A 21,419-nucleotide genomic window follows, 5' to 3' on the forward strand; every position below is an offset into this window, starting at 1 on the left:
AAACCTATTTTTGCTTTTCGTAATAAGAACTAAATACGAATATAGAGCATCTTTTCTTCTCTAAAGACTACAAAATTCGTATCATACACAACAGCTATTCAAATGTAAGTGAAAAAACAACAAAGTAGAACAACAAGTTTAGGTTGTATGCCACTGTCATTGTTTATATAGATGAATAGGTGACACACATGCTAGCACTGTAAACATATATGTTCTTAGCAAAAAAATCTTACATCAAGAGGTGATTTACAATGAAGAAAACACTAGCTAGAGGCGTTTTGTTAATCATATCCTTAATAATTGTAGCTTGTTCCAATCAATCTGAAGAACAGCTACAGCACAGAAAAACAGAGGAAAACACACTTTCAATTCCGGTTGAAAGAAGTACTTTAACAGCTGTTCTTGACATACCCGAGGGAGCAGATTCTCTACCTATTGCTATTATTATTGCGGGCTCTGGTCCAACAGACAAAGATGGGAATACAGTCGGGGCAAACGGTAAGAACAATAGTCTAAAAATGCTCTCTGAAGCATTAAATGAACGTGGTATTGCAACTCTTCGCTACGACAAACGAGGTGTAGGAGATAATATAAACCTCGTTAACAAAGAAGAAGACTTAACAATCGAATCATACGTACATGATGTTGCAGCAATTGTTCATTATATACAAAAAGATAGCCGTTTTGCTTCAATAAATATTGTTGGACATAGTGAAGGTTCATTAATTGGAATGATAGCTGTACAGGAAGTGGCGGTTGATAAATTTATTTCTTTAGCTGGAGTCGGGCAGTCAGCTGATAAGCTCTTGCTCGAACAACTTGAAGGACAATTACCGCCAAAATTGATGGACGAAACGAAAAATATTCTGAATCAACTTAAGCAAGGAAAACAAGTAACAGATGTTTCTCAAGAATTAAATGTTTTATTTAGGCCTTCTGTGCAACCTTATTTAATTTCTTGGTTTACATATAATCCAGTTGATATTATTAGTTCACTCAACATACCCCTACTAATTATAAATGGGACAAACGATATACAAGTAACTGAAAAAGAAGCACGTCTGCTTAAAGAAGCAAACCCTCAAGCTGAACTATTTATTATAGAAGGAATGAATCATATATTAAAACAAGCCCCTCTTGATAAAGCAGGAAATCTTGCAACTTATACAAACGCTAATTTGCCTCTTGACGAAGAATTAAGTACAAAATTAATTCAGTTTATTTTAAATTAAATGACTGTATGATACGGCCTTCTCCGATATGCCTTAAAGTCATTTCGTTTTAAGGTAATTATCCCTTTACGAAATGACTTGAGAGGCTGGAAGAAGTAGCTACTGATTGATAAAACTATGCTGCTATTAAATGTTCCTTCGATCTTTTATATTTTAAAGAAATATAGATTGATAATATGCCGTTCAATGCTAGAAGGATCATCATTAAATTAGTAAGGAACGCAACGTCCGGACCGAATACTTTAATTGAATGCCAAGGTGATCCAACACTATAACTAAATACCGGCTTAATTGCAAATGCTAATACTAATAACAACATACCAATGATGCTCCACCTTTTTCTTCGTCGAACTGTTACCAATCTTACGGTAATTAATTGGTAGATAAACAACATCATTAATAGAACAGCTATTCCTAATATAATCAACTGCAAGATAGGATTGAACTTCGAAATTTCAACTGGTTCATCACCATGTAAGATGTTTATAATTCCTTGTTTAAGGTTAACAAGTGCCATCTCTTCTAAAGCATGATTTTTATTAGTGAGAATAACACCACCCCACTTTGATTCAGGAAGATAAAATACTTCAGAGTGCGAATCAGGCGTAGAACCTGAATGCCATACCATTTTATCCTCAGAATTTGGGTTTGAAATTCTAACACCTAAACCATAGAATCGATTATCACCTGTTTGAACATGAGGAGTTAAATAAAGGTTCATATATTTTTCATTTAGCAATGAATTTCCATCTTGTTGACTAAGAAAATGTATGAATTGAACCATATCATCTGCACTAGCCGTGATGTACCCATACGGTGCTCCACCATTATCATATGTTACTGAACTTATTCGTGGAATTCCAAACCAAGACTGGTACCCAGCTAAATACCCTCTTTCATATGCTGTATCATGATCCGCTGCAGCATTATTCATACCTAACGGTGAAAATACTTGCTCTTCCATATGCTCACTATACGTTTGATTCGTCACTTCCTCTATAAGGGCACCAAGAATTAGGTAGTTAGCATTACTATATTGATATTTTTCTCCTGGTGTAACTGTTAACTTAGTGTCTGAGAGACTTTCCACATTGTTCTTAATCGCATTAAAATCTTGAGAACCTTGGTCTGATAATAATAAGCCAGAGTATGTACTTATACCACTCGTTTGAGTAAGTAATTGCTTGATTGTTATTTTAGATGCTGCTTCTTTATCTTTAAGGGAAAACCATGGAAGATACATTTGAATAGGATCGTCTAGATGAATGGTACCTTCTTCAATTAATTTCATAATCGCTAAACCCGTTAAGGATTTACTAATTGACCCAACAGTAAATGGAGTTTGAGTCGTAACCGCTTCCTCAGATTCTCCAGTCACCCCCCAACCTTCCGAGTAAAATAGTTCGTTATCTTTAACAATTGCAATTGAAGCACCTGGTATTCGTTGCTCTTCTAAGTAAGACTCTACATATTTTTCGATCGTCTTCTTCAAGTCTTCTTCTGCGAAAGCTCGAGGTTCTTGTTGACTGAAGAAAAATAGATGAAGCAATAAGGACACAAGTATAACTTTACCTATACGTTTTCTTATGTTCATATCTTCACCTCTTATATCGTACTTTACGTAAATAAACCACTACTAGTAATGACACTAACAAGGAAATAGCAAGACTAAAAACCATTAGCATAGCATTCCACCATGTATTATCTGAGATTTGGTATAAAATATTATAGTTAAACGTATTATTCGTGTATGTTGGATCAAATGCTCTAGTTAAAGACATAGAAAATATGAACTGTGTACAAAGATAGGTTACGATGAGGGTAAACACTCCAATGGGAAATACCCTACCTTTCTTTGATTTACTTTGCTGTATTTGTTTAAGCCCAGCAGTTTGATCTATACCATTTATTTCCAAAAAATCAGCAACAAATGTAGCAGGATCTCCTAATTCACTAATCGCATCATCACCATGCTCACGAGCTTCTTGTATATGTTCCAGAAGCTGCTCTTTAATACGACTTCTTTCTTTTGAGCTTATTTGGTACCTTTTTAACTCATCAAGCACTTTGTTTACATATTGTTGTTCTGCAATGCTCAATTCCATTTTCATTCTAGATCCTCTCCCTTTAATCCACTATTTAGTAGAGATTTAATATCACTCTGTAACTCTAACCATTCATCAATTTTCTTTTGAAGATACAATTCTCCTTGATCATTAATTTCATAATACACGCGAACTTTACCACTATCTGTCATTTCACGATAAGTATCCACCCATTCTTGATCTTTTAACTTCGTCAATATTGGGTAAATACTGCCTACTCCTTTCAGTTTTAAATTGTGTTGTTCTAACTCCTTCATAATTTCATACCCATAGCTTTTTTTCTTTGACAAAATCGACAGTACACACATTTCTAAATGACCTTTTATTAAACTTATTCTATTCATAAAATAAATTTAACACACATATATACTTCTTTCAAGTATATAAAAGAAAAAAATGTACTTTTTTTGGAAATAATGGTGTGGATAGTAATATTATCTTGTGCAAACTACACTAAAATATCACCTTTAAGTAATGCTTACATGATTCCTTCCGAGTCAAAGAAACCTACTAACAACAATAAAAAATAATAAAACAACCAAATAAAAAAGCTGACACCTATTACGAAACAGGATCAGCTTTGCAAATGAAATTATTATATTCGCTATTACTGTAGCTAGATATAAGAACAAGAAGTTATAACATTTTATTGAAAGGCTATTTTCAAATTTTGTTGCTTTTCCCCCTACATTTGATTAATTGATGTACTTTAGAGGTAAAAGATCCCCCTATATTCTTGTTTAGCTTTTATTAATGCGAAAACAGCCTATTAACATGATTACTGTGAAGCGTTTTTCCGGTATTCGTCAGTTAAAACACCAGCAAATCCCCAGTTTTCATCTTCAATTTCTTGTATAACAATATGAGTATGCTCTGGCTTTTTTCCTAATACACGACCTAGAGTTTCTGTAAAATCTTTAACGATTTGCTCTTTTTGTTCTCGACTTGCACCTTTTGTTATTTGAAGATTAATATAAGGCATTTCTTCACCCTCCATAAATACTATTAACGGCACCCAATGTAAACAGGTGACATTTTAATATCATACAATAACTATTTTTCATTTCTTCAACTTCTTTTCAACATAGAATGCACCAATGATAAGGAGCACAAAAGCTCCTACAATAAGTAAAGCTGGCGATGAAACACCCTTATGTTCCCCTCTTCTTACAGCTTTTTTATAAACCCCATCTTCAACTTGCACTGCAATGGCTTCATCTGTACTTATACCTTGAATAGCGTAATATTTCGTACCTTCCTTATAAGCATTCGAAAAATTACCTGAGTAAGATTCCATATCCGAATATCTAGTTACCTTACCTATTTTCCTACCTACATTCGTCACAACTTCATCAAGTACTTCATACGTATAACCTTTCCATACGACAAATTCATACGCCCAAGATGTGGCGAAAGAACTGCTTGGTAATAGTAACATATGTGTAAAAGAAAATATTAATACAAGTTTACAAACATGGTTAAACTTCATTACACCCTCCTTCACGTCATTCTCTTACACTACCGACAATCTTATGAATTTATCATTACTAGATTAACATAAAATACCAAATATTTACTATTTTATACGTGGATATTCTATGGTATTATTGCGTTTTATATTTATTTCCGTAAAAAAAGTGCTAATATGATGTAAAACTAGCTTTGGATGTATATCTGGCATCATATGACCTGCATTTGGAATAAGCTTATATTGTGTGTGTGGAATATCTTTCATTAACCGCTGTCCTTGTTCCCTTGTAGTACTAAAAGGATCATTTCCTCCAACCATTATGAGGAGTGGCGTTTTGATCTCTTTATATTTTTCACTTATCTTCTTTGATGTAATTGGAAACGCAAGTACATCTTCACGATTGGCTCTAAAATTAACTGGGCGGAATGCTAAAGCATAAAATTCTTCTTTATAGCCTTCAGGCACACGTTCAGGTTTAAACGTCTCAGTAACCGTAGTATGAGCTAAGCCTTTCCCTATTGGTGACTTTAATAACATATGTAAAAGGATTGACCCAAGCACAGGTGTCACTACTATTCTCGATAATAGATCAGGTTTTTCCGCAGGATAACCTTCTTTGTACATGACCGCCCCTAATGTAACAAGCGCTGCCACATCTTTAGGAAACTGCAATGCATACGATAACGTCATCGTACCACTCCATGAATGTCCGACTAGTATAATAGGTTTCGTAATTCCCATGGCATTAATTGCAGCATGAATCATTCTTGCTTGATCGTTTGGATTCATGTCAATACCTTGTGGTCTATCGCTGTGTCCATACCCCGGTCTATCAAAGGCAATCGCTTGGTAGCCCTCTTCAGCAGCTAGCTTCACTATCTCTTCATAATCCCGACTCGAAAGTATGCCACCATGTAAAAAAACGATTGGTTGACCAGTGCCCTCGCAAATATAATGCAACTGCACTCCATTAACTGTTATAAAGTTCCCCCTGTGCGGAAACAACTTTTCTGCCTTGATAAATTGAAATTTATTGAATACGAACAAAGCAAAACATAACAAAGCTATACTGAGTAAAATAGTGAAAGCCATTTTATCCACCCCTTGTTAATTAATGATAAAGTTCATCAACATACTTGTAGGTATGTTAATATTACTACTTGATCATATCAATTGCATGAGCTTATTTTGTATATTCAATTCCTCTCCACACGATTTTTGCTACTTCCTCTCCTATTGATCTAAGCGGTACAGACTCCGGAGAAACTAACCACATAAGAATCATGCCGTTCATTATTGCGTGCAATGTAACAGCTAGTTTGTGAGGATCTAGATCATCATTCAACCGTTTTTGTTGCTGCATTTGTTGGATGATTTCAGTAGTTCCATTAAACAGCTGTGAGAAGGATTGATGTAACTTTTTATGGATTTCCTCATCTCTCCGTTTAGAAATAAATTCAAAAAATAGTGTTGGCCTTTGCCCTTGGTCATGCTCACATGACATAAATTGACTTTGTAGTAAATTTGATAATGCTTCCTGAGGATTATATGAATAAAATACATCTTTTGACTGTTGAGGTAAGTGATATAAAAGCTGCTTTAGGCTTCTATCAATTAATGCTAAAAAAAGTTCACTCTTGCTTGTAAAATGCCAATATACAGCACCTTTTGTCATGTTTGCATGCTCAGCAACTTGATCCAAAGTCGCTCCGTCATACCCAAGTTGAGTAAATACTTCTTCAGCAGAATCTATAATTTTTGTTCGTGTATCTTTGAATGATTCGTTGCTTGCAGCTTGATACTCTAAAATTTTTATTCGGATGTTTTCTTTACTTCCAATATTTCTTTTAACCGTAGTCCAATGTATATCTGCTTCTCTAGCAATGTCAGCATAAGTAACCTTGTCATAAGCTTTTTCAACTGATACTTTTTTTATAGCTTCATTAATTCTATCTATTAAATTCACACGACCACCTCTATATACATATGTAACAAAAACAAACTTATGAGTATGTATTTATTATATTTTATATATTATGAAAATTCAATTATATTTTAAATGTCATTTCTATTTTAATATTGGCTGTTTCTGCATTGATTTGCTTTTCGTACTTAGATATAAGCACGTCTATACTTAGTGACCGTGGTACCTTTTCTACTTTTAAAATTTATGAACCCTCATAAAATTCATCTAGCTGTCCGGTTTTAGTAAAAAAGCAAAAAAATTTACGAAAAGAGCCTTATTTTTTACTTCAGCCAAACTTCACTGAGCAATTTGATACCTGGTTCAATATCATCTATGTCCATACTAGCAAAACCTAAAATAAATTCCTTTTGTTCTTCTATTGGTGATTGAAACCAAGTGAATGTAGCTGATGCAATATTTATACTTGCATGTTTTGCTAAATCAATAAGCTCACTTTCCTTTTTTGTGCTATGAACCTTTATTAAAAGATGAAAGCCTGCATCCTCACCTAAGACAGATGCTTTTTCTCCAAAATGAGTTTGAATCGAATTTATTGCCTTGTCGTGTTTCTTTCTATAAATATTTCTCATTTTGGCAATATGTCTAGCTAAATAGCCTTCCTTCATAAAAACCTCTAGCGTTTTTTGGTGAATTGGTGAGGATGATTGCTCAAATAATAGTCGCTGTTGTACTAAGTGAAATGTAGAAACTAGTTTTTTTGGCAATACCATATAGTTAATACACATGGCAGGGGCTAATACTTGCGAAAAACCACCTAAGTAAATAACATTTGTGTCATGTAATAATCCTTGTAATGAAGGTATCGGTCTTCCATGATAACGAAACTCACCATCGTAGTCATCTTCAATAATATAGCCATCATGTTGTTTTGCCCACTCTAGCAATTTGAGGCGCTTCGAGACAGGCATGATCATACCACGTGGATACTGATGTGAAGGTGAAACACAAACGATTCTTGACTTACTATCATATAAATGCTGAAGGCTAATCCCACCTTTCTCTAATTCAATTGGTGAAATTTGAAAGCCTTGCTGCTTAAAAGTGGATCGAAATAAAATATATCCTGGGTTTTCTACTGCAACATTCACAGAGTACTCTCGCAAAATTTGACTAATAAAATTAAGTAGTGCATATTGGTCTGCTGCTATGACAACCTGATCTGAAGAACATTGAACCCCTCTGTATTGATACAAATATTTTGCAATTTCATTTCTCAGCCCTTCTTCTCCTTGTGGATCTCCATAAAAAAGTAAATCTTTATTTTCAAGGCGCATAACCTGGTTAAAAAGTCTACGCCACGTTTGAAAAGGAAATGCATTAAAATCATTTTTCGATAAATGAAAATCATATTTATAGACTTGTTTTGGTGTATAACCTTTTACGTTTGCAGTATCAAAAAGATTAACTTGATTATCATATAATGTATTCGGTAAGTTTTTAACATAATATCCACTTTTCGGTTTACTAATAATGTAACCTTCATCTATAAGCTGATGATATGCAAGCTCTACTGGCGTCGTACTAATAGCAAGTAAATCTGCCATCTTTCTAATAGATGGAAGACGCGTATTTTCTGAAATAGTTTGACCGACAATTTCTTGCTTCATATATTCATATATCTGAACATAAAGAGGCATGTTACTGTTTTCATCTAATCTTGGGAGCAGTATCATCTAATCATCCTTCTTCCACATCTGTCCTTTTTAATTATTATAAACTGCACATTTTTAAATATACAATTTACTGATATACTCTTGCTAAATGAACAAGGAGGAATAGACTATGACATCAAATCAACAGCTCCCAGTTCGCTTCTTGACTGGAAATAAAGTTTATTTACGTCCATTGGATGTAGAGGATAGTGAAATATATTTCAGCATGCTATATAACTCAGAAACAAGAAGACTAACAGGTACACAGAGGAGTTATACACGAAAAGAAATTAATAGCTATATTGAGAGCAAATCTGGAGATTCTTCCTCAATTATTTTATTAATTGCACTTTGTTCTTCAGATGACGTAATCGGTGACATTGCCTTACAGGATATTGATACTTTTAACCGCAGTGCCAGCATTCGCATTGCTATAGATGCTGATCAACATCAAGGTAAAGGTTATGGAAGTGAAGCGATTTCCTTAATGTTGGAATACGGATTCGGAATATTAAACCTTCATCGTATCGAACTGGAAGTATTTTCGTTTAACAAACGAGCGTTACATGTTTATGAGAAATTGGGGTTTAAAAAAGAGGGTATACAACGTGACAGACTATATTACGATCATCAATACCATGATGCTATTTTAATGAGTATGCTAGAAGATGAATATCGATTAAGTAAAAAAGATTAGCAGTATCAATCAAATATACTCTTTTATTGGGGTATATTTGATTGATTTATATAACCATCCTTTAGCAACAAAAAGACAATAATAACAGCTAGGCTTTTCACAACGACATTGCTAAAAAATCTTCAATTTGTTTTTGATGATGTATGTCATGATCTACCATGCTTGAAAGATAATCACATAGAGTTAAATGCTCTTTACCTTTGCATGGTTGATTAAATTTTTCTTCAGGAAAATAATTTATTATCGAAACTAATTCTTTACGAACTGAAATAAATTCATCTATTAAATCATTCTTTGAAATACCCGACCTAGCATAGTCAGAAGCTTTTTTATTCATACCTTCAACATCAACTTCTAGTTTTGGGAAAGCTTCTCCTCTCACTAAATAAGACAATCTATTCTCTATTAAAAACATATCCCATAATTTGAAATGAGAGATAATATCAGCTGTAGCCCAAGAACCCTTTTTAATAGGCTTGAGCCATAATTCATCACTCATATTATTTAACGACTGACTCCAGTCAATTAACACTAATTTTTTCTCAATTATATAATCTTTACACATCTTATCCTCCTTAACACCTGCTTAGCATAGTTTAATGGAAATTACACGATCATTTATGTCTATCAACTTCCAAGCCTATTTTTCCTCCAGATAAATTGCATATTATCCTATAAAATATGCTTCGATGCACTATTTTATAATCCCTGCATATTAACAAAATGATCATAGTCCTTTTTATTGACCATTCATTGTTATAGTAACCTCGGACACATTAGTTAGCTAGCATCAGTTGCACAAGGAAGTAGAGATTGACATATCATGTCGAACATTTATTAAAGGATTAATAGTGTCTTTATTGAAATTTAATACGTATCATCTTATAAGGAGAGAATGCTATGGATACTATTCAAGAAGTATTAGACCGATATTACAAGTCTTGGAATGAGGGATTTAAAAGTAAAAATGGAGATGACATAAGAAAATATATGTCTAAAAGTTTTATAGGGTTTTGGGCACATTCAAACCTAAATCATCCCGAACAATATGATTACAATTATGATATTAATGCAGTCTTACAACAATATGATGAGAATACTGAAATGACATTGGAACCCCTTTCTATTACAGAACGTAATAACGGAGATGAACATATCATTTTAGGCACAAAGATCAGCATAATAAATGGTACACCTGCATATGCGAAATGCATGTTTATTTGGAAACGAGAAGAAAACAATTGGAAGTTACTTAGAGAGTTCATTGAGATAGAGAAATAATATACAAGTTACTCCCTGTACATAAATCTAAGTTATTCTTTTCAAACACCAATAAACTTTAACATACTAAATAACCATTACATAGAACGATTCGTAGCTCCATATAAGACTCTTTTCGTAAACTTTGGTGTTATTGTTATCATTACCATAAACAGTCGTCTTTATTGTTAGTCTTCGTTGTACAGAAGAAAAGCTGTCACGAACTCTTGTTGTACGAAAAACAACAATCAATGCGAAAACAGCCTTTAAAGAAAAAAATCGGGGCTGTTTCTTGTCGTTTTTGCATAGATAGTTAACTAGAAATTAACTTCACTTCACTAAATTGTTACTTAGTGTATCGTACTTTGCAGTCATCTATGCTACTATTACGATTAATAACCAGTATTAGTACATATAACCAATTATTACTATAGATTTTTTTTTCATTTCCACCCATACTTACAACTATATTACTGGGGTTTTATGAGGTGCTTTATAAATGAAACATTTACGTAACTTTTTCTATTTTGGTTTTGAACAGGCACGGTCCTGCGTTTTTCCCGTTATTATTTTTCTTTCCCTTGCACTTACAAAATTTATTGAAGTTCCCTTTATTGCTCGATATGACCTTATATTGCTCATTTGTGTAGTAACTCAAGTTTTATTAGTAATATTTAAGTATGAAACTGCAGATGAAGTTAAGGTTATTTTTGTGTTCCATTTAATTGGACTTGCTCTTGAGATATATAAGGTTCATATGGGATCATGGTCTTACCCTGAGAACGCAGTTACAAAAATATACGGTGTTCCTCTGTACAGCGGGTTTATGTATGCAAGTGTAGCTAGTTATATGTGTCAGGCATGGAGAAGATTTGATTTAAAATTGAACAGTTGGCCTCCTTCATGGGTTGTAATCATTTTAGGAGCTGCAATCTATTTTAATTTTTACACACATCACTTCATCTTTGATGTTCGCTGGGTATTAAAGCTTACAATTCTCTTTGTTTTCCTTAAAACATTCGTGTCCTTTACGGTTAACAAAACAACTTATCAAATGCCTCTAGCACTTTCATTTATCCTAATAGGATTTTTTATTTGGATTGCGGAAAATATCGCCACCTTTTTTGGTGCATGGGCGTATCCGAATCAAGAACAGACTTGGGAAATTGTGCATATTGGAAAAATCAGTTCTTGGCTCCTACTTGTTATTGTCAGCCTCATGATCGTTGCTGAGCTTAAACATGTAAAAAACAACAGGAAGCCGTCAAGTGAAATATCCATTTAAAGAGAAGAAAACTCCACTTGGAGCTTTCTCTCTTTTTTATTATTTTCTCCATTTTTAAGAGCCACATCAAATACCTGAATGGTTATGTAATGTTCAATATTGCTGCTGTGTGTCACTATACCTTTTTAACAAATTCTGATTTTAACTTCATAGCCCCAAAGCCATCAATTTTACAATCAATATCATGATCTCCTTCAACTAGACGAATGTTCTTTACTTTGGTCCCCATCTTTACGACTATTGAGCTACCTTTAACTTTAAGGTCTTTAATGACTGTTATAGAATCACCGTTTTTCAAGACATTCCCATTCGAATCTTTAATCACCTTCTGATCTTCATTATTTACGACGTCTCCCTCAGAACTCCACTCATGGGCACATTCTGGGCACACTAGTAAAATCCCATCTTCGTACGTATATGGTGAATTACATTTTGGACAATTTGGCAAGCTCATTTATTTTCCTCCATCCATTCCTATAAGTTGATCGATAGAAACTATATTATCATTTCTTATCGATCGCGTTAACATTGTATTACATTTTCTAAGGCTTTTTTAACTTTGTTGCTATTGTTATTAAAAATAGGGAGTATGATGAGTTTTAAGAGTGGATATAGATTTTAAAAATAGAAAAATTGCCACGAACGTTAATCATACGTATTTAGCTCTATTACGACAAGCTACAATTAATGCGAAAACAACTATTTCTAAGGCTTTTTTTCTTAAAGTTTGTTGCTATTGTTATCAAATTAATACCATTTAGAAAACAGTCTTTACAAAAATGTAGAATTCCCCTCTTTTATAACCCGAATAATAGCCATTCCCAAAAACAAGTTATCTTCAAATGTTCGTTTTTTCGTTTTAAATATAGATGTAATTGTAAAATACACTAATATATTATAGAATATTCAGAATAATAAATGATTAATATGGAGCTGATTCATAATGGAGAATATATTTAACCTACAGGAGCTGATTAATAAATTCAAAGGCTCAGAACACTCATATAATGAGTTTTTTAATACCTCTTCAATGAGTGTAGGTATATATGAGCTAAAAGCTGGTGAGATTGATACTCAGCAACCACATACAGAGGATGAGCTTTATTTTATAATAAGTGGTGAATCACGAATGTTCGTCGGTGAGAATCACTTTACAGTTAAGGACGGATCTTTTGTATTTGTAGAGAAAAATGTGAAACATCAATTTTATGACATAAAAAAAGACCTTACGATTATCGTAATTTTCTCACCAGCAACACTCTTGCAAAATGACAACATTGCATAACATAACCATTTTTAAATAGAAAAGTTATAACTTCCTTCTCTTGACAAACATACCAATTAGTTTGTAAATTCAATATGAAATGTAAAATGTAAGCTTTTAATTTTGTAGATCAACATCAATCATGTTATTCTCGAGTATAGTAAGAAACATTCAGATCATCTAGTTCAAAGAGAAGAGGGTCATCATGAATAAGGAAGAAAACTTAACAATGTCAAAGCGTACATTATCGCAAATTTTAGCGCAAACTGTTAAGACTGGGATCATTAAATCCAATCTGTTTCCTATGTTTGCTGGGTTGACATTGGCTTTATATACGTATCAATTGAGTCTCATTGAGAAAATACCAGAAATAATTTATGCTACCATCGGTTCTATTTTAGTAATGGGTGCGGCTGGAGCTTTTAATAACTTGTATGATAGAGATATTGATTCAATAATGGAAAGAACCAAAAACAGACCCACTGTGACAGGAGAAATACAGCCTAAAACCGTTCTATGGCTAGGTAGCTTCATGACCATCATTGGAATAATAATATTATCATTAGCGACTCCTTTAGCAGCACTTCTCGGGTTTTTGGGCTTGTTTTTTTATGTTGTCCCCTATACGATGTGGAGCAAAAGAAGAACAATTTACAATACAGAGATTGGAAGTATTTCTGGGGCTATGCCTCCACTCATAGGTTGGGCTGCTATTTATCCAGACATTACACATCCTGCCATTCTCGGTCTTTTTGTCATTACAGTTATTTGGCAAATGCCTCATTTCTATGCTATTGCTATACGAAAACACAGTGAATATAAAGCTGCAAATGTTCCAATGCTTCCAGTAATCAAAGGAGTTAAAAGAACGTATATACAAACAAATGTCTACTTAGTTGTATTAATTTTAATTAGTTTTCTTTTCGTATCTTTAAGCACCGGGTTAATGCTTGTAGCACTTCTGTTAAGTATTTCATGGCTTGTTTTAAGTGTTTATGGTTATAAAAGAATGGATTCTGAAAAATGGGCAAAGTCAATGTTTATATTTTCCCTTTTCCATATGACTATTTTATTTTCAACTGTAATCATCTATTCTCTCATGGGCATTTTGTTTGACTTGTAAAACATATATTGAAGATGGCATTAGTAATTTTTAAATAATTTACATGCCCAGATCCAATGAAAACAGCTATTCTTTATGCAGATAGTGGTTATGTATCAGTGTCGACATTTTGGGACTCTTACCATTTTTATGGAGATACTGATCTTAGACCTACTGTCACAAAGCATAGCTGTTTTTCGCCCTTGCAAATTACTTTTTTCCATTATTACACAGATTCCTTAACATAAGATGCTGTCAGCAAATGAGAACAGCTTAAATATGTTAGAAATTTAGTTGACTCCAGCTGATGAATCCCATATCCCTTGTATCTTTCGTATTTGAACAATTTGGCCAATATGATATGCATTATGAGTATTGAAGTTAGCTATCATTGAAGACCATAATGTACCAGAATCAATATGTGCTACACTATAAAGTTTATCTTGATCGCTTTCTTTCACGACAGTTACCCATTCAGACATGATGTTACATAGATGTGATACTGCAGCTGCCCATTCTTCGTTAGAATCATTTACCTTAGACAAATCAAATGTATCATCATTAACGACTTTACCTTTAGGTAGTGGAGCCCCCTTAAAAAACTTCAAATATCGCTCATTCCAAAAAGTTAAATGGCTAACTATTTCCCATATGGAGTTGCTGTCCCCTACTTTCCACATTGCCTGATCCGCTGAAACCCCTTCAAGGGCAACAGTAAGTGGTACAAACCAGTTCTTTTGCTCATGACAAGTTATCATTTGTTCTAATAAAACTTCTTTTAGATCCAATTTAATCGTAGCCTCCTTTAAAGGACTATTTGATAATACATTTTATTATCTCCAAACAGATTTCATGTTTATTATAGACACTTTTGTTAAAGCTCGTTTCGTAAAATTTCTTGTTTGAGTTTTATGTGACCTCAACAATTGTAAAAACAGAAAAGAAACGCTAGATATACGTTCATATATCTAACGAAAAGCAATAAGCAATGCAAAAACAGCCTTTGTAACCGGACTCCTAAATTCAGAAAGTTGACAAGGTATCTCGAACGATAGTTTATACGTGTTTATATCATAGTACAAAAAGAAACAACTGTATGTAAAACAGCGCCGCTCCTAAAAAATACTAAACACGTAATTAAGAAGTTACGGATATTTATATAAGTGTAATTACGAAGAGAATATATTAAACAACTTATTTTTGATGTTCATGATTATTGAATATGAAAAAAAATATAACTAAACTACCTAATATATCGTTATTAATCTCTTTAACATTCGCTATTATACCAACTAGGAATCTCTCTTTTGAAATCGTCCCATTCATCTAGTGTTCTAAGTGTATGGCGCATAAATTTATCCTTTTGATCTAAAGCAACCTTATGCCCCCATACTTCAGCAGAAATAATATGTATCGCTGCATATAGGCGATGAAGTTGCCAAAATAATGTTGGCACACCATCCTGATGATAGCCATCGATGATACCACGAGCGTATGCTTGACTAATAGGTGTTGTGAAATACTCCATTTTATAAAATTCATGATAAGGGTCAGCAATAGTGATTTTCTGCAAATCTATCATTCCGGCAAGCTTTTTATGCTTAACGATTATATTTGCAGGGTGTAAATCGTAATGTTGAATAGCAACAGGTCGATTATTCATTAATGCAAGATTATCATTAATAAAATCTATCACGTAGAGATGCCTCGATGAATCATGAAAAATCTCTTTATATTGTGGTGAAAGTCGTTCAACACGATTTGTCCAAAGCTCATCCCAACATACTGAAGGCTCAGCAATAGGTACAGCATGTAATTTAGAAAGCAACTCTCCCACTTCCTTACCAAGTTCATACTGCTCATCTTCTGTTAACTTATCCATCATCAATTCTGCATTTTCACCTTTTACATAATCAACAATCATATAAGGTGTATCTTCCCATACACCTAAATCATATACATTTGGAACCTGACATCCAGACTCATATGCTTGCTCGATTAAATTAGCTTGCCTAGTCAAAGTTTCTATATTGCTCTTAGGATAGAATCTCAATAAATAACACTCATCAACATTCCATTTTTCATCTTCAGAAAAGCCTTCATGAATTAATTTTGCATGTTTAGCATCCTTTAGAAATGGAATTGTATTAAACTTCAATTGATCCTCCCCCTTACTAATGTAAACCCCTCATCGAACATACATATTTTTCCACATTAATTCTATTATAACAAAACAACACTCTTCAAGCATTAGTTGAAGAGTGTTTGTAATATCTTATTTCTTTTTTATTTCTTCCATCAACAGCTTGTTGACCATTGGTGGATTCGCTTGACCTTTTGTTTTTTTCATAATTTGTCCAACTAAGAAGCCAATGGCTTTTTCTTTCCCGCTTTTGAAGTCCTCAACTGATTGTGGATTTGCATCAAGCACTTCAACAACAATAGGAGTAAGCTGGGCTGGATCAGAGATTTGAACAAGGCCCTTTTCTTTAACGATTTTCTCGGCGTCTCCACCCTTTTCGATAAGCTCTTTAACGACTTTTTTAGCAATTTTTGATGAAATTGTACCATTTTCGATTAATTTGATCATGCTTGCTAATCCTTCAGGGGAAATAGCTATATCAGTAATTTCTTGCTGATTCGCATTTAAATAGGCGGAGATTTCACCCATTATCCAGTTTGAAGCAAGCTTAGCGTCCGAGCCATGGTTAACTGTAGCTTCGAAAAAATCAGACATTTCCTTTGTTAGTGTAAGTACTTGTGCATCATAGGCAGGTAACCCAAGTTCTTCTACATACCTTTTTTGCCTTTGGTCTGGGAGTTCTGGAATTTCAGAACGTACGCGTTCCTTCCATTCGTCATCAATATGTAAAGCAACTAAATCTGGTTCAGGAAAATAACGATAGTCATCAGAACCTTCTTTGACGCGCATGAGCAACGTCTTTTTACTTGCTTCATCATATCTACGTGTTTCTTGCTCAATAATTCCACCAGAACGTAAAACTGCTTCTTGGCGTCTTTCTTCAAATTCAAGACCCTTTTGAACAAAAGCAAATGAGTTTAAGTTTTTCAGTTCTGTCTTCGTACCAAATTCTTTCTGCCCAATAGGTCTTAAAGAAATATTAGCATCACATCGCAGTGAGCCTTCTTCCATTTTACAATCTGACACTCCAGTAAATTGAATAATGGATTTTAGCTTTTCTAAATATGCATATGCTTCCTCAGGTGTACGAATATCTGGTTCTGAAACAATCTCTACAAGTGGCGTTCCTTGACGGTTGAAATCAACTAATGAATAGCCGGCCCCAGAGTGTGTTAATTTTCCTGCATCTTCTTCTAAATGCAAGCGGGTAATGCCAATTTTTTTCTTTTGGCCGTTTACTTCTATTTCAATCCAACCGTTTTCTCCTATTGGTTTGTCAAATTGAGAGATTTGGTAAGCCTTTGGGTTATCCGGATAAAAATAATTTTTACGATCAAATTTAGTATGTGTTGCTACTTCACAATTTAATGCCATAGCTGCCTTCATTCCAAATTCGACTGCCTGCTTATTCAACACAGGTAGCACACCCGGGTAACCAAGGTCAATTACACTCGTTTGCGTATTTGGGGGTGCACCAAAATCAGTCGGACTACTTGAAAAGATTTTTGATTTTGTTTTTAGTTCTACGTGGACTTCAAGCCCTATTACCGTTTCAAAGTTCATCTTCTTCTCACCCCTTACAATACTGGTTTTGCTTTATGATGGTCAGTTGCTTGTTCAAATGCATGTGCAACACGATAAACCGTTGCTTCATCAAAGTGTTTGCCGATTATTTGTAAGCCTAGCGGAAGCCCGTTTGAGAGTCCACATGGAACTGAAATACCTGGTACTCCAGCAAGGTTCACTGGAATTGTGAGAATATCATTGGCATACATCGTTAATGGATCCTCAATATTTTCGCCTATTTTAAATGCCGGTGTTGGCGTTGTTGGGCCTATAATCACATCATATTTTTCAAAAACATCTTCAAAATCTTTTTTAATTAATGTCCGAACTTGCTGCGCTTTTTTATAATATGCGTCATAATATCCTGAGCTTAGTGCAAACGTACCGAGCATGATCCGTCGCTTTACTTCTTCTCCAAAACCTTCGCTACGGGTTTGCTTGTACATGTCGATTAAGCTTTCAGCATTATCCGTTCTGTAACCATAACGTACCCCATCAAAGCGTGCAAGATTTGCCGAAGCCTCTGAAGACGAAAGTAAGTAATACGTGGCTAATGCGTATTTTGAATGTGGAAGTGAGACTTCTTCCCATGTAGCACCTAAGCCTTCAAGAACTTTTAGCGCTTGGAGAACTGACTTACGAACATCATCAGATACACCTTCACCAATATATTCAGTTGGCACAGCAATTTTCAACCCTTTTACATCTCCAGTTAAGGAAGATATAAAATCTGGCACTTCAACGTTAGCGGAAGTAGTATCCATTTGATCATGCCCTGCAATTGCTTGTAATAAATAAGCGTTATCCTCTACATTACGTGTAATTGGTCCGATCTGATCTAATGATGAGGCGAATGCTACTAACCCAAAGCGAGACACCCTGCCATATGTCGGTTTAAATCCAACAACTCCACAAAATGCTGCTGGCTGACGTATCGATCCTCCCGTATCAGAACCAAGTGAAAATAATACTTCACCTGCTGCAACTGCTGTAGCTGAGCCACCACTAGAACCTCCAGGTACATGGTCAGTATTCCACGGGTTTCTTGTTACATGAAAACCGGAATTCTCATTCGAAGATCCCATCGCAAATTCATCCATATTTAACTTACCAATTGTAACCGTTTCAGCATCATATAATCTTTTAACAACAGTAGCATCATAAATCGGATCAAAGTTTTCTAGGATTTTACTCGCGCATGTTGTACGAAGATTTTTTGTGACGATGTTATCCTTAAGTCCTATTGGAAGTCCGAATAAAAGACCATATTCATCCTTATTCCCAATTGCTTCATCCAATTGTTTCGCATATGCACGTGCATTTTCTTCATTTAACGTTAAAAAGGAATTGATTTTATCTTCAACCTCGTTAATTCGTTTATACGACTCATCAACAAGATTTGTAACAGTAATTTCTTTTTTGTGCAAAAGTTTATGTAATTCTGATATTTTATGATCAAATAATGACATGCCTCGCCCCTCCTTATTCTATAATTGATGGCACACGTACTTGTCCACCTTTGTGATCAGGCGCATTTTTTAACACCTCATCTATAGGTAAACCTTCTTTTGCAACATCTTCTCGTAAAACATTCGTCATGTTTAAAACGTGAGAAGTTGGTTCAATATTTGTTGTATCAAGTTCATTTAACTCTTCAGCAAAAGAGATAATTGCATCAAGCTGATTCGTAAACTTCGCTGCTTCCTCTTCTGTAATTGCTAATCGTGCTAAGTTTGCTACGTGCTTCACTTGATCGACTGAAATCCTTGACATATAAAGTCACCTCCATTGGTTGTTCGATCGTTCACAATATACTGATAATATCAAATTTTAGCCCATTAAAGCAATAGATGTATACAATTCCAGTCAAAATAATCCCTTCACTCTACCTTAATCAATAAGAAAGTTGTGCTATTGAGACTAATTTAGGACAGCAACAACTAAATTTATGCAATTGACCAGAACGCTTGGTTTATACGTTTATTTTAGTAGCAAAAGCTACAAATCAATACGAAAACAACCATAAAAAAACACGGAATCTCATCATATAGATTCCGTGTTTCGCTTAAAACTCTAACCAGTCAGCTAAAAAATCACTATAATCCTTCTGAAAATAAGCATTAAAAAATGAAACAAATTTTGTAGTAGTAACATATTCGTATTGGAACTCCGTATAATATGCTGATAAAAACTTAACAGCTTCTTCATGCCCTCCGTTTGCTTGGAAGAACGCCCATAACTCAAGGGGCACTTTCCCGTATAGTGTTCCCATATAACTTTTAGTAAATTTATCTAAACTTACATTAACTTTATCTTCAGTTTCATTTAATGTTGATACCCGTTTTGCAAATTCAAAACTAAAGTCTTCATCTTTTGTTTGCTCATAAAAATATACAGTCGTTGCAAATTCCGTCATTCCTTCATCTAACCATGCATCATGATATGGATCATTTGTAACGAGATAATAAAACCATTGATGTGCAATTTCGTGAATAATCGTATGTAATGATTGTTCACGTAGAGCATCAGACACTTCCACTACGTTTGGATATTCCATTCCACCATCGTTACCAATTAAATCTAATTCTTCGAATGGATAATCACCAATGTTCTTTTCAAAATAATTAAAGCCTTTTTCAGCTTCTTTCATCCCCTCTTGTAAAAGGTCTTCAGCATCAATAGGTACAAATAGACGTAAATTTGTATCATTTGCCTTAATTGAAGTTGTTAGCCATTCATCAGGTTCTAATATGCCTATATAGAAATCTTTTATTTTTTCTCCATGAAGCGTTCCAGAGGCAGAAGGTATTGCTTCACCATCTGGTGCAGAGCTCACAACGAAGTATTCCTTTGGTAACTTATAAGTAATCGTATAATTCCCGTATGGGGTATGATAAGATTCTCCACTCGCCATATAACTCTCAATATTCCAGCCTTCTTGATAGTGAGCTATCATTGGATACCAATGTGCTAAATAATAATTGCCGTTTTTTTGAGAGAGGCGAAGACCATTTTCAGGTATTTCTAGTGTGTAGTCTATAGAAATAGTTGAAGTTAGTCCCGAGTTTATTTGTTCATTTAGCTGAATAAACAAATTATTATTATGTAAGTCGTACGTAGCCTCTTGTCCATTTTGATCCACTGACAAGATTGACACTTCCGCTTTACCCTCTATGAATTCTGGTTTATTTTCTTCGATTAAGGCATTGGGAACTAAATAAAAGGCTACATCGTGCCAAACATCATCTGAAAGATTTGCCACCTCAATTGTTGATGAGATATGAAAAACGCCTTGATCATCTAAAGTTAACGAAATGTCGTAGTCAGCTGAAGCACCCGGTAAAGGTGCAAGTACATTATATGTTGGCTCCTCAACTTCTTCAACCTGCTCATTTTGATTGTCAGCGTCTTCTACTTGCTCATCTTGGGTGTCAGCTTCTTCTACTATCTCGCTTTCTATGTTATTTTCATTCATAGGTTCGTCGTTATTCATTGTTGTCTCTGCTGTTTCTCGAACATATAAAAATGCTCCTATTGCTATTACTATAATGATAACTATAAAAATAGGTACTAAACTGGTTAATTTTCTTTTTGTCATGTTTATCCCCTTCCTAATTTACATACAATTCGACACAAAATTGTAAAATCCTTCAAA

Annotated in this window: 22 protein-coding genes; 6 read left to right on the forward strand and 16 right to left on the reverse strand. The window is 34.3% G+C overall.

What is annotated here, in order from left to right; genetic code table 11:
- Positions 1–251: 251 nt before the first annotated feature.
- Complete coding sequence (locus tag ACSVDA_RS13820; RefSeq protein ID WP_485884009.1) at positions 252–1,232, forward strand: alpha/beta hydrolase; 981 nt, start codon at positions 252–254, stop codon at positions 1,230–1,232.
- Positions 1,233–1,347: 115 nt separating this feature from the next.
- On the opposite strand, the gene ACSVDA_RS13825 is transcribed toward ACSVDA_RS13820, so the two are convergent.
- The 8 genes from ACSVDA_RS13825 to pdxR all read right to left on the reverse strand — a co-directional run bounded on the left by ACSVDA_RS13825 (position 1,348) and on the right by pdxR (position 8,468).
- Positions 1,348–2,826, reverse strand: coding sequence for a serine hydrolase domain-containing protein (locus tag ACSVDA_RS13825; RefSeq protein ID WP_485884011.1), 1,479 nt, complete (start codon positions 2,824–2,826; stop codon positions 1,348–1,350).
- Between the two features lie 4 nt (positions 2,827–2,830).
- Positions 2,831–3,343 carry a hypothetical protein gene (locus ACSVDA_RS13830; RefSeq protein WP_485884013.1) on the reverse strand — a complete coding sequence of 171 codons (513 nt, stop codon included), beginning with the start codon at positions 3,341–3,343 and terminating at the stop codon, positions 2,831–2,833.
- The gene (locus ACSVDA_RS13835) at positions 3,340–3,681 is read right to left on the reverse strand and encodes a PadR family transcriptional regulator (protein WP_320208845.1); all 342 of its coding nucleotides are present in this window, start codon (positions 3,679–3,681) and stop codon (positions 3,340–3,342) included. Before ACSVDA_RS13835 ends, ACSVDA_RS13830 begins: the two co-directional genes overlap by 4 nt.
- A 434-nt stretch (positions 3,682–4,115) precedes the next feature.
- Positions 4,116–4,319, reverse strand: a complete 204-nt coding sequence (locus tag ACSVDA_RS13840) for a tautomerase family protein (RefSeq protein WP_485884015.1) — start codon at positions 4,317–4,319, stop codon at positions 4,116–4,118.
- Positions 4,320–4,397: 78 nt separating this feature from the next.
- Positions 4,398–4,826, reverse strand: coding sequence for a hypothetical protein (locus ACSVDA_RS13845; RefSeq protein ID WP_485884017.1), 429 nt, complete (start codon positions 4,824–4,826; stop codon positions 4,398–4,400).
- Positions 4,827–4,913: 87 nt separating this feature from the next.
- Positions 4,914–5,774, reverse strand: a complete 861-nt coding sequence (locus ACSVDA_RS13850; protein ID WP_485884019.1) for an alpha/beta fold hydrolase — start codon at positions 5,772–5,774, stop codon at positions 4,914–4,916.
- 217 nt (positions 5,775–5,991) lie between these two features.
- The gene (locus ACSVDA_RS13855) at positions 5,992–6,774 is read right to left on the reverse strand and encodes a TetR/AcrR family transcriptional regulator (RefSeq protein ID WP_485884021.1); all 783 of its coding nucleotides are present in this window, start codon (positions 6,772–6,774) and stop codon (positions 5,992–5,994) included.
- A 281-nt stretch (positions 6,775–7,055) separates the two neighbouring features.
- Complete coding sequence (gene pdxR, locus ACSVDA_RS13860; RefSeq protein WP_485884022.1) at positions 7,056–8,468, reverse strand: MocR-like pyridoxine biosynthesis transcription factor PdxR; 1,413 nt, start codon at positions 8,466–8,468, stop codon at positions 7,056–7,058.
- 109 nt (positions 8,469–8,577) lie between these two features.
- Between pdxR and ACSVDA_RS13865 the strand changes: the two genes are divergently transcribed.
- Positions 8,578–9,144 (forward strand): GNAT family N-acetyltransferase, encoded by a 567-nt coding sequence (locus ACSVDA_RS13865; RefSeq protein WP_485884024.1) that lies wholly within the window; start codon positions 8,578–8,580, stop codon positions 9,142–9,144.
- 97 nt (positions 9,145–9,241) lie between these two features.
- Here ACSVDA_RS13865 and ACSVDA_RS13870 read toward each other — a convergent pair whose 3' ends face one another.
- A complete protein-coding gene (locus ACSVDA_RS13870) occupies positions 9,242–9,709 on the reverse strand; it encodes a DinB family protein (protein WP_485884025.1) in 468 nt (155 codons plus the stop codon).
- A 335-nt stretch (positions 9,710–10,044) separates the two neighbouring features.
- On the opposite strand from ACSVDA_RS13870, the gene ACSVDA_RS13875 reads away from it, so the two are divergent.
- Both ACSVDA_RS13875 and ACSVDA_RS13880 read left to right on the forward strand, forming a co-directional pair.
- Positions 10,045–10,425 (forward strand): DUF4440 domain-containing protein, encoded by a 381-nt coding sequence (locus tag ACSVDA_RS13875; RefSeq protein ID WP_485884026.1) that lies wholly within the window; start codon positions 10,045–10,047, stop codon positions 10,423–10,425.
- Positions 10,426–10,903: 478 nt separating this feature from the next.
- Positions 10,904–11,689: a DUF817 domain-containing protein gene (locus ACSVDA_RS13880; RefSeq protein ID WP_485884028.1), complete on the forward strand. Its 786-nt coding sequence runs from the start codon at positions 10,904–10,906 to the stop codon at positions 11,687–11,689.
- Between the two features lie 115 nt (positions 11,690–11,804).
- On the opposite strand, the gene ACSVDA_RS13885 is transcribed toward ACSVDA_RS13880, so the two are convergent.
- A complete protein-coding gene (locus ACSVDA_RS13885; protein ID WP_485884029.1) occupies positions 11,805–12,143 on the reverse strand; it encodes a zinc ribbon domain-containing protein YjdM in 339 nt (112 codons plus the stop codon).
- Positions 12,144–12,632: 489 nt separating this feature from the next.
- Between ACSVDA_RS13885 and ACSVDA_RS13890 the strand changes: the two genes are divergently transcribed.
- Together ACSVDA_RS13890 and cyoE are read left to right on the forward strand one after the other, a co-directional pair.
- Complete coding sequence (locus tag ACSVDA_RS13890) at positions 12,633–12,974, forward strand: cupin domain-containing protein (RefSeq protein WP_485884031.1); 342 nt, start codon at positions 12,633–12,635, stop codon at positions 12,972–12,974.
- A 184-nt stretch (positions 12,975–13,158) separates the two neighbouring features.
- Positions 13,159–14,076 (forward strand): heme o synthase, encoded by a 918-nt coding sequence (gene cyoE, locus ACSVDA_RS13895; RefSeq protein WP_485884033.1) that lies wholly within the window; start codon positions 13,159–13,161, stop codon positions 14,074–14,076.
- 269 nt (positions 14,077–14,345) lie between these two features.
- Here the strand turns inward: cyoE and ACSVDA_RS13900 are convergent, their stop codons facing one another.
- The 6 genes from ACSVDA_RS13900 to ACSVDA_RS13925 all read right to left on the reverse strand — a co-directional run bounded on the left by ACSVDA_RS13900 (position 14,346) and on the right by ACSVDA_RS13925 (position 21,362).
- The gene (locus ACSVDA_RS13900) at positions 14,346–14,843 is read right to left on the reverse strand and encodes a DinB family protein (protein ID WP_485884035.1); all 498 of its coding nucleotides are present in this window, start codon (positions 14,841–14,843) and stop codon (positions 14,346–14,348) included.
- Between the two features lie 482 nt (positions 14,844–15,325).
- Complete coding sequence (locus ACSVDA_RS13905; protein WP_485884036.1) at positions 15,326–16,213, reverse strand: aminoglycoside phosphotransferase family protein; 888 nt, start codon at positions 16,211–16,213, stop codon at positions 15,326–15,328.
- Between the two features lie 117 nt (positions 16,214–16,330).
- A complete protein-coding gene (gatB, locus tag ACSVDA_RS13910) occupies positions 16,331–17,761 on the reverse strand; it encodes an Asp-tRNA(Asn)/Glu-tRNA(Gln) amidotransferase subunit GatB (RefSeq protein ID WP_485884038.1) in 1,431 nt (476 codons plus the stop codon).
- Positions 17,762–17,775: 14 nt separating this feature from the next.
- The gene (gene gatA / locus ACSVDA_RS13915) at positions 17,776–19,233 is read right to left on the reverse strand and encodes an Asp-tRNA(Asn)/Glu-tRNA(Gln) amidotransferase subunit GatA (RefSeq protein ID WP_485884040.1); all 1,458 of its coding nucleotides are present in this window, start codon (positions 19,231–19,233) and stop codon (positions 17,776–17,778) included.
- A 13-nt stretch (positions 19,234–19,246) separates the two neighbouring features.
- Complete coding sequence (gene gatC, locus ACSVDA_RS13920) at positions 19,247–19,537, reverse strand: Asp-tRNA(Asn)/Glu-tRNA(Gln) amidotransferase subunit GatC (protein WP_320259415.1); 291 nt, start codon at positions 19,535–19,537, stop codon at positions 19,247–19,249.
- A 292-nt stretch (positions 19,538–19,829) separates the two neighbouring features.
- On the reverse strand, positions 19,830–21,362 hold the full coding sequence (locus ACSVDA_RS13925) for a M1 family metallopeptidase (protein WP_485884042.1): 1,533 nt from the start codon (positions 21,360–21,362) through the stop codon (positions 19,830–19,832).
- Positions 21,363–21,419: the final 57 nt, after the last annotated feature.

Origin of the sequence: Cytobacillus sp. Hm23 (assembly GCF_051842895.1) — a bacterium.
In the GTDB taxonomy this organism is placed as follows: Bacteria; Bacillota; Bacilli; order Bacillales; family SM2101; genus Nanhaiella.

Excerpts from the sequence above, each read along its gene's own strand:
- ACSVDA_RS13890 (WP_485884031.1), top strand. The coding sequence starts at position 12,633 with ATGGAGAATATATTTAACCTACAGGAGCTGATTAATAAATTCAAAGGC.
- ACSVDA_RS13820 (WP_485884009.1), top strand. The coding sequence starts at position 252 with ATGAAGAAAACACTAGCTAGAGGCGTTTTGTTAATCATATCCTTAATA.
- pdxR (WP_485884022.1), bottom strand. The coding sequence starts at position 8,468 with ATGATACTGCTCCCAAGATTAGATGAAAACAGTAACATGCCTCTTTAT.
- ACSVDA_RS13865 (WP_485884024.1), top strand. The coding sequence starts at position 8,578 with ATGACATCAAATCAACAGCTCCCAGTTCGCTTCTTGACTGGAAATAAA.
- ACSVDA_RS13870 (WP_485884025.1), bottom strand. The coding sequence starts at position 9,709 with ATGTGTAAAGATTATATAATTGAGAAAAAATTAGTGTTAATTGACTGG.
- ACSVDA_RS13835 (WP_320208845.1), bottom strand. The coding sequence starts at position 3,681 with ATGAATAGAATAAGTTTAATAAAAGGTCATTTAGAAATGTGTGTACTG.
- ACSVDA_RS13845 (WP_485884017.1), bottom strand. The coding sequence starts at position 4,826 with ATGAAGTTTAACCATGTTTGTAAACTTGTATTAATATTTTCTTTTACA.
- ACSVDA_RS13840 (WP_485884015.1), bottom strand. The coding sequence starts at position 4,319 with ATGCCTTATATTAATCTTCAAATAACAAAAGGTGCAAGTCGAGAACAA.
- gatC (WP_320259415.1), bottom strand. The coding sequence starts at position 19,537 with ATGTCAAGGATTTCAGTCGATCAAGTGAAGCACGTAGCAAACTTAGCA.
- ACSVDA_RS13825 (WP_485884011.1), bottom strand. The coding sequence starts at position 2,826 with ATGAACATAAGAAAACGTATAGGTAAAGTTATACTTGTGTCCTTATTG.
- ACSVDA_RS13830 (WP_485884013.1), bottom strand. The coding sequence starts at position 3,343 with ATGAAAATGGAATTGAGCATTGCAGAACAACAATATGTAAACAAAGTG.
- ACSVDA_RS13875 (WP_485884026.1), top strand. The coding sequence starts at position 10,045 with ATGGATACTATTCAAGAAGTATTAGACCGATATTACAAGTCTTGGAAT.
- cyoE (WP_485884033.1), top strand. The coding sequence starts at position 13,159 with ATGAATAAGGAAGAAAACTTAACAATGTCAAAGCGTACATTATCGCAA.
- ACSVDA_RS13880 (WP_485884028.1), top strand. The coding sequence starts at position 10,904 with ATGAAACATTTACGTAACTTTTTCTATTTTGGTTTTGAACAGGCACGG.
- gatB (WP_485884038.1), bottom strand. The coding sequence starts at position 17,761 with ATGAACTTTGAAACGGTAATAGGGCTTGAAGTCCACGTAGAACTAAAA.
- ACSVDA_RS13925 (WP_485884042.1), bottom strand. The coding sequence starts at position 21,362 with ATGACAAAAAGAAAATTAACCAGTTTAGTACCTATTTTTATAGTTATC.
- ACSVDA_RS13885 (WP_485884029.1), bottom strand. The coding sequence starts at position 12,143 with ATGAGCTTGCCAAATTGTCCAAAATGTAATTCACCATATACGTACGAA.
- gatA (WP_485884040.1), bottom strand. The coding sequence starts at position 19,233 with ATGTCATTATTTGATCATAAAATATCAGAATTACATAAACTTTTGCAC.